Annotated in this window: 5 protein-coding genes and 1 pseudogene; 4 read left to right on the top strand and 2 right to left on the bottom strand. The window is 72.9% G+C overall.

The features are described from left to right. Positions 1–15: 15 nt before the first annotated feature. Both ACFRMQ_RS36845 and ACFRMQ_RS36840 read right to left on the bottom strand, forming a co-directional pair. Positions 16–294: pseudogene (locus ACFRMQ_RS36845) on the bottom strand (nitroreductase/quinone reductase family protein); the annotation flags it as partial. 152 nt (positions 295–446) lie between these two features. Next, a complete protein-coding gene (locus ACFRMQ_RS36840) occupies positions 447–1628 on the bottom strand; it encodes a hypothetical protein (RefSeq protein ID WP_380735203.1) in 1182 nt (393 codons plus the stop codon). 258 nt (positions 1629–1886) lie between these two features. Here ACFRMQ_RS36840 and ACFRMQ_RS36835 point away from each other — a divergent pair, with 258 nt between their 5' ends. From ACFRMQ_RS36835 to ACFRMQ_RS36820, 4 genes are all read left to right on the top strand, one after another. Then, on the top strand, positions 1887–3170 hold the full coding sequence (locus ACFRMQ_RS36835; protein ID WP_380735202.1) for a nucleotide disphospho-sugar-binding domain-containing protein: 1284 nt from the start codon (positions 1887–1889) through the stop codon (positions 3168–3170). After that, entirely contained in the window at positions 3167–4420 is a 1254-nt protein-coding gene (locus ACFRMQ_RS36830; RefSeq protein ID WP_380735201.1) for a hypothetical protein, read from the top strand. Before ACFRMQ_RS36835 ends, ACFRMQ_RS36830 begins: the two co-directional genes overlap by 4 nt. Positions 4421–4500: 80 nt before the next feature. Continuing rightward, a complete protein-coding gene (locus ACFRMQ_RS36825) occupies positions 4501–5265 on the top strand; it encodes a TylF/MycF family methyltransferase (RefSeq protein WP_380735200.1) in 765 nt (254 codons plus the stop codon). Continuing rightward, the gene (locus tag ACFRMQ_RS36820; protein WP_380735199.1) at positions 5262–6017 is read left to right on the top strand and encodes a tRNA-dependent cyclodipeptide synthase; all 756 of its coding nucleotides are present in this window, start codon (positions 5262–5264) and stop codon (positions 6015–6017) included. The genes ACFRMQ_RS36825 and ACFRMQ_RS36820 overlap by 4 nt, the downstream gene beginning before the upstream one ends. Positions 6018–6177: the final 160 nt, after the last annotated feature.

Raw genomic sequence — 6177 nt, 5'->3', positions numbered from 1 at the left:
CCTGTGCACGGGCTTTCACGTACACCGCACGGGGCTTCGCTCAGTCGCTCGTCGGCGCCCGGGCCTCCGACGGCTCGGCCGGGTGCTCGGTTCCAGGACGAAGACCGGGATCTCGCGGTCGCTCTTCTCCTGGTACTCGGCGTACGGCGGAAACGCGGCGACCGCGCGCTGCCACCACTGGGCCCGCTCGTCCCCGGCGAGCTCGCGGGCGGTCATGCCCTGGCGGTCGGGGCCGTCCTGGAGATCCACCTGCGGGTCGGCCTTGAGGTTGACGTACCAGGCCGGGTGGCGTGGGAAGGTGGAGGCCGCCTACCGCTGGTGGGAGGGCCGGGGCGCCGCCCCGGGTGCGAGCGGTTCGGCGTGACCGTCACCCGGCAGGGGCAGGCGGCCTGGCTGGACTCCCCGGTCCGGCCGGTTCCCCGGCAGGGCTGGCGGTCGGGAGGGCCTCAGGAGCCGGCGGCGTGGCGGATCCAGTCCGGGATCCCGCCGTCGGCGTTGCGGCCCTTCTCCAGGAACGCGATGTTGCGGTAGAGGTGCAGGCCGGCCAGGGACGCGCCGAATCCGGCGGCGGGCTTCGTCGGCTGCTCCTCGTAGTGGAGGTCGTCCACGAGTTGCTTGACGAGGCCGAGCGCGGTGGTGCCGCAGGCCTCGGGGTTCTCGTTCCCGCCGAAGCCCGGGGCGTAGGAGGTCCACAGGTCCTCGATGACGTACAGGCCTCCGGGGCGGACGTGGGGGTACAGGGTCCGGAAGGTGGTCCTGATGTGCTCGTTGACGTGGCTGCCGTCGTCGATGACGAGGTCGAACGGGCCGTGCCGTTCGGCGATGTCGAGCAGTTGGGCGGGGTCGCTCTGGTCGGCCTTCAGCGTGCGGAGGCGCTGCTGGTCGATACCGCTCTTGTCGAACAGGTCGACGCCGAACACGAGGCCCCGTGGGAAGTAGTGCTTCCACATCTTCAACGACCCGCCGCCGAAGGCGGGGTTGTCGTATCCGCCGATCCCGATTTCGAGCACCCGGACGGGCTGGGTGCGCAGGTGGTGCAGGTGGCGTTCGTAGAGCGGGGCGAACCAGTGCAGGCCGCCCCACTTGTCGGAGTCGTGGCGAACCGCCAGCCGGGCGAGGCCGGGGTGGTCGGAGGAGCAGCCGGTGAGGACCGTGCCGGCCGCCGCCATGATCGGGCCGAGTGGGCGGACGCCCTCCGCCGTCATGGATTCCGGGACGAATTGGAGGGCGGTCCTGCGGCTTGCCGGTCCGCCGGGTCCGGTGGGTCCGGCGGGGCCGAACAGTTCCCGTACCAGGTCGATGACGTCGAATTCGATGTGAAGTGCGGCCGGGGTGTTCGCGTCGGCGTCGGTCAGGCAAAGCGGTCGGCCGGCTTGTACCAGAAAGGAGACGCCGCGTCGTTCTTCGCCGCGTGTGACGTCCATGGTGATGGTGACCGGTTCGGTGTTGCCGGGCGGATCGCAGCGGAAGAGGATTTCGTCGACCAATACGGCGGTGATGTCGGCCAGTTCGCGGGAGTGGACGAGGGAGTGCAGGGTTCGGGTGTCCTCCCCGGCCAGTCGGAGGCTTTCGGCCAGCGCGGCCGAATCGGTTTTCCTGTCGACCCGGGGGTCCAAGAATGTGCTCATCACATAATCCATTTCTTGAACTCCGCTGGAATGGACGTCGCGTGACACATTCTCGTGTCGGTCGTTTCCCGGTCAAGTCGCCGCCGGAATGCGGTTGCGGTGCGGGCCGGTGAAACGGGTGTAACGTTCGGCGCGATCCACCTCGGAGTGACGGGTCCGGCCCGGCGTGCTTGAAAGCGGTCCGGCCGGACCGGACAATCCACGGAAATCTCGCCGTATTGGCGATCCTTGATGCCTTCAGCCGGTTAGGAGCAGTCTGTGCGCGTCTTGTTCGTGGCGGCGCCCGGGGTAGGCCACCTCATGCCGGCGGTCCCCACCCTGTGGGCCGCGCAGGAGGCCGGCCACACGGTCCTGGTGGCCACGACCGGGCCGAGCCTGGAGATGGCCGCGCGCTCGGGCCTGGCCGCCGTGGACGTCTCCGACGGCGACGCCGCGGACACCTACCACCGGCTCGGCGTCTGGATCGCGAAGAACAGGCCCGAGCGGTTCGACCTCCCCGGAGCCTGGCACCGGTTCGTCGGTGGTGCGTCGGACCGGCGGGACCGGGCGGCGCCCGACGCCCCGCCGGGTGCAGCGCCCGACTCCCCGCCCGACGAGCCACCGGGGCCCGCCCCCGACGCCCCGCCGGGCGCCGCGCCCGACGACGCCGTCGCCCTGGCCCACGGGGTGGGAGGCCAGATGGTGGACCGCACCGTCGACCTGATCCGCCGCTGGCGCGCCGACCTCGTCGTCTTCACGACCTTCCTGTCCGGCGGCCAGCTCGCCGCCGAGGCCGCCGGAGTCCCCTGCGTGATGCACGGGATCGGGCTGCCCTACCCGACCTTCGCCGAGGTGCTGAGCGCCATGGAGGACGTCTGCGCGCGCCACGGGGTCACCGGCGCGCTCACCCCTCCGGTGGCGACCGTCGACCTGTGCCCCGAGAGCCTGCGCCCTCCGGGCGGCGCGACCGGACGGCCGATGCGCGGTTGGCCGATGCGCTACGTGCCGTACAACGGCGGCGCCGTGCTCCCCGACTGGCTGTGTGCCGAACCGCGGCGCCCGCGCGTCTGCGTCACCTGGGGGTCGGTGCTCCCCGCCGTCGGCTGCACCTCGATGCTGCGGGACGTGGTCGAGGCGGTGGCCGCCGAGGACGCCGAGGTCGTCCTCACCGCGGGCGAGGCGGAACTGTCCGGCCTGGGGCCGCTCCCGCCGAACGTCCGCGCCGTCGACTGGGTGCCGCTCAGCGCCCTGCTCCCGAGCTGCGCCGCCGTCGTTCACCACGGCGGGTCGGGCACCACCTTCACCGCGTTCGCCCACGGGGTGCCACAGCTCGTCCTGCCGCAGACGGCGGACCAGCCGGTGAACGCGCAGGCGGTGGTTGAGCGTGGGACGGGGATGGCCTTCCCCGACCGGGACGTCGACCGAGGGGCGCTCACCGAGGGCGTCCGCCGCGCGCTGACCGACCGGCGGATCCGCGAGGCGTGCCGGCAGGTCCGCGACGAGATCAGCGCGATGCCCGGCCCCGAGCGGGTCGTCCGGCGACTGTCCGAGGCCGCGTCATGACCCGTACGGGCCCGCGGCCGGTCGCCGCCCCGAGCCCACTCCTGGGCGGGGAGGCCCCCACGAGTGCGGCCGGCTCCGGCTGGGCCACGACCGCCCCGCTGCTGCGCGCGGCAACGGACGAACGCCTGCTGGCACAGGCCGTCGACGACCTCGGGCTCGACCTGGTCGCGGCGGTCGTCGCCGAGGAACTCGCGGTGCGGTGCGACCCCGTGGAGGTGGACCACGCCGCGCACCTCTCCTTCGAGATCACCTCGGGCCGGGACCGGGCCTGCCGCCTCGTCACCGTCGACCGCGACGGGCTGACCTCGCGCCGGGACGGGTGGCAGGACGCGCCGGTGCGGATCAGCTACGACGCCGTCGACCTCCTGCGCGGCCTCTACGGCCCGGACCACGGCCCCGGCGCCGGCGGCGGGACCAGCCGACGGGTGACCACCTGCCCCGAACTGAACGCCCCCGTCCCCGACCTGGACCGGCTCACCTCGATCGTCCACGAGCGCCAGCGGCTGGCGCTCGCGGTCCAGGCGGTCGTGGCGGCCTGCCATCGGCACCCGGTCGACCTCGGCCGGCTCTCCGCCCGGTTCGGCTCGGACAAGTGGGCCGACCTCCACTGGTACACCCAGCACTACGAGCGGCACTTCGCCCGCTTCCGGGACGCGCCGATCCGCCTGCTGGAGATCGGGATCGGCGGCTACGACGCGCCGGACCAGGGCGGCGCGTCCCTGCGCATGTGGCAGCGCTACTTCCCGGCGGCACTGGTCCTCGGGCTCGACATCGTCCCCAAACCCGGCGTCCGGGGCCCGCGCATCGCCACCGCCGTCGGCGACCAGGGCGACCCCGCCCTCCTCGACGACCTCGGCCGCCGGTACGGGCCGTTCGACATCGTCATCGACGACGGCAGCCACCTCAACGCCCACGTCAGGACCTCCTTCGACGCCCTGTTCCGCCACGTGCGGCCGGGCGGGCTGTACGTCGTCGAGGACCTGCAGACCGCCTACTGGCCCGGGTTCGGCGGCACCGCCGGCCCCGTCGCCGGGCCCGGGACCTCGGTCGGACTGCTCAAGCGGATCGTCGACGGCCTGCACCACCAGGAGTGGGTGACACCGGAGGAGGCGCCCCGGCCCTCCTACGCCGACCGCCACGCCGTGGCCCTGACCGTCTACCACAACCTCGCCTTCATCGAGAAGGGCGTCAACGCCGAGGAAGGCGCGCCCGCCTTCATCGACCGCGGGTGCCCCCCGGCCTCGACCTGACGATCCGTCAAATTCGTCACATCACTCGGGCCCCCGGGCCCCGGACCCTCCGCACCGATTCACAACGAGACCGACCTGCCATGGAGACGACACCAGTGGACGACAGTGACGGGCACCTCTACCTGGACCTCATGAAGAAGGTCCTGACCAACGTCATCTACGAGGACGGTGCGCTCACCCCGGACGGACCGGCCGGCTACCGGGCCGAGAAGCGGCACGGCGGGCTGGACTGGCCCGCCGCCGCGCACACGATGATCGGACTGGAGCGGCTGGACAACCTCCACGACTGCCTGGAACGGGTCCTCGCGGACGGCGTCGACGGCGACCTCATCGAGACCGGCGTCTGGCGCGGCGGGGCCTGCATCTTCATGCGCGCGTTCCTGAAGGCGCACGGCGTCACCGACCGCCGCGTGTGGGTGGCCGACTCCTTCGCCGGCATCCCCGACGTGGGGGCCGACGGGCACCCCCTGGACCGCGAACTGGCCCTGCACCAGGCCAACGAGGTCCTCGGCGTCCCCCAGGAGGAGGTCGCGGAGAACTTCCGCCGCTACGGGCTGCTGGACGACCAGGTCGCCTTCCTCCCCGGCTGGTTCCGGGACTCCCTGCCCCAGGCGCCGGTCGAGAAACTGGCGCTGCTGCGCCTCGACGGCGACCTCTACGAATCCACCCGGGACGCCCTGACCCACCTGTACCCCCGGCTGTCCACCGGAGGGTTCGTGATCGTCGACGACTACATCATCCCGGCGTGCCGGGCCGCGGTGCACGACTTCCGGCGGGAACACCGGATCGACGACCCGATCCAGCCGATCGACATCTGCGGCGCGTACTGGCGGCGAAGCCTGTGACCACGGTCCCGGCGGAAGCCGTCACGGTGCACCCCGTCAACGAGCACTCGCGGGAGATCCTCGACACCGGAGAAGCCGCCGTGTTCGGGCTGAGCCCGTTCAACGGCTTCTACCGGCCCGCGACCGTCGGGACCCTGCTGGTCTGGGCCGCCGGCCGGTTCCGGCACGTCGAAGCCGTCCTGCCCGGCTACGAGACGGCCTTCGGCCTCATCGCGGGCGGACGGGCACCCCGGGAGGCGGCGCAGACCGCGACCCGGGTCGTGCGCAGGATGCGCGCCACGGCCCGGCGCGCCCTCGACGCCTCCGGGCCGAACCCGCACGCCCGGGTCAACAGCTGGACCCGGCTCACCACCCGCAGGCGCTACCGCGAGCTGCGCGCCGAGGTCGACGGCGTCTTCCACACGGACGGCCGGCTGCGGGAACTGTGCCGGGAAGCCTCCCGCGGCTACCTGAGGACCGTCCTCGGCGGCGAGCCGACCCCGGCCCAGACCGAACTGAACCTCGGCTACGTCCTCGCCGAACTCCCGCTGGTCCTGGACCTGCCCGGCATCGTGGGGACCCGGACCGCCGTCCTCCTCTACAACCGCCCCTGGCCCCTGCAACTCGCCCTGTGGAACGGCGAGGTCCCCGCGCTGGCACCGGCGCCGGGCCACGGCTTCGCCACCGTCGCGCTGGCCGCCGAGACGGCCGGCGGGCCCGACGCGAAGCCGGTGGCGACGCCGAACGCCGACAGAAGTGGAGCCCAGCAGTGATCCCGCCGGACACCGACGTCCTCCCGCACACCGACACCGACGTCCTCCGATGGCCACTGCCCGCCGGAGAGCACGGGACCCCGCCCCCGCTGTACGCCACGCTGCGGCGGGAACGGCCGGTGTGCCCGCTGCGCATGCCCAGCGGGCACACCACGTGGCC

Source organism: Kitasatospora sp. NPDC056783, assembly GCF_042789895.1.
Classification (GTDB): domain Bacteria; phylum Actinomycetota; class Actinomycetes; order Streptomycetales; family Streptomycetaceae; genus Kitasatospora.
The sequence above is the reverse complement of the archived record's forward strand: the minus strand, read 5'-3'. Positions and strand labels throughout refer to the sequence as shown.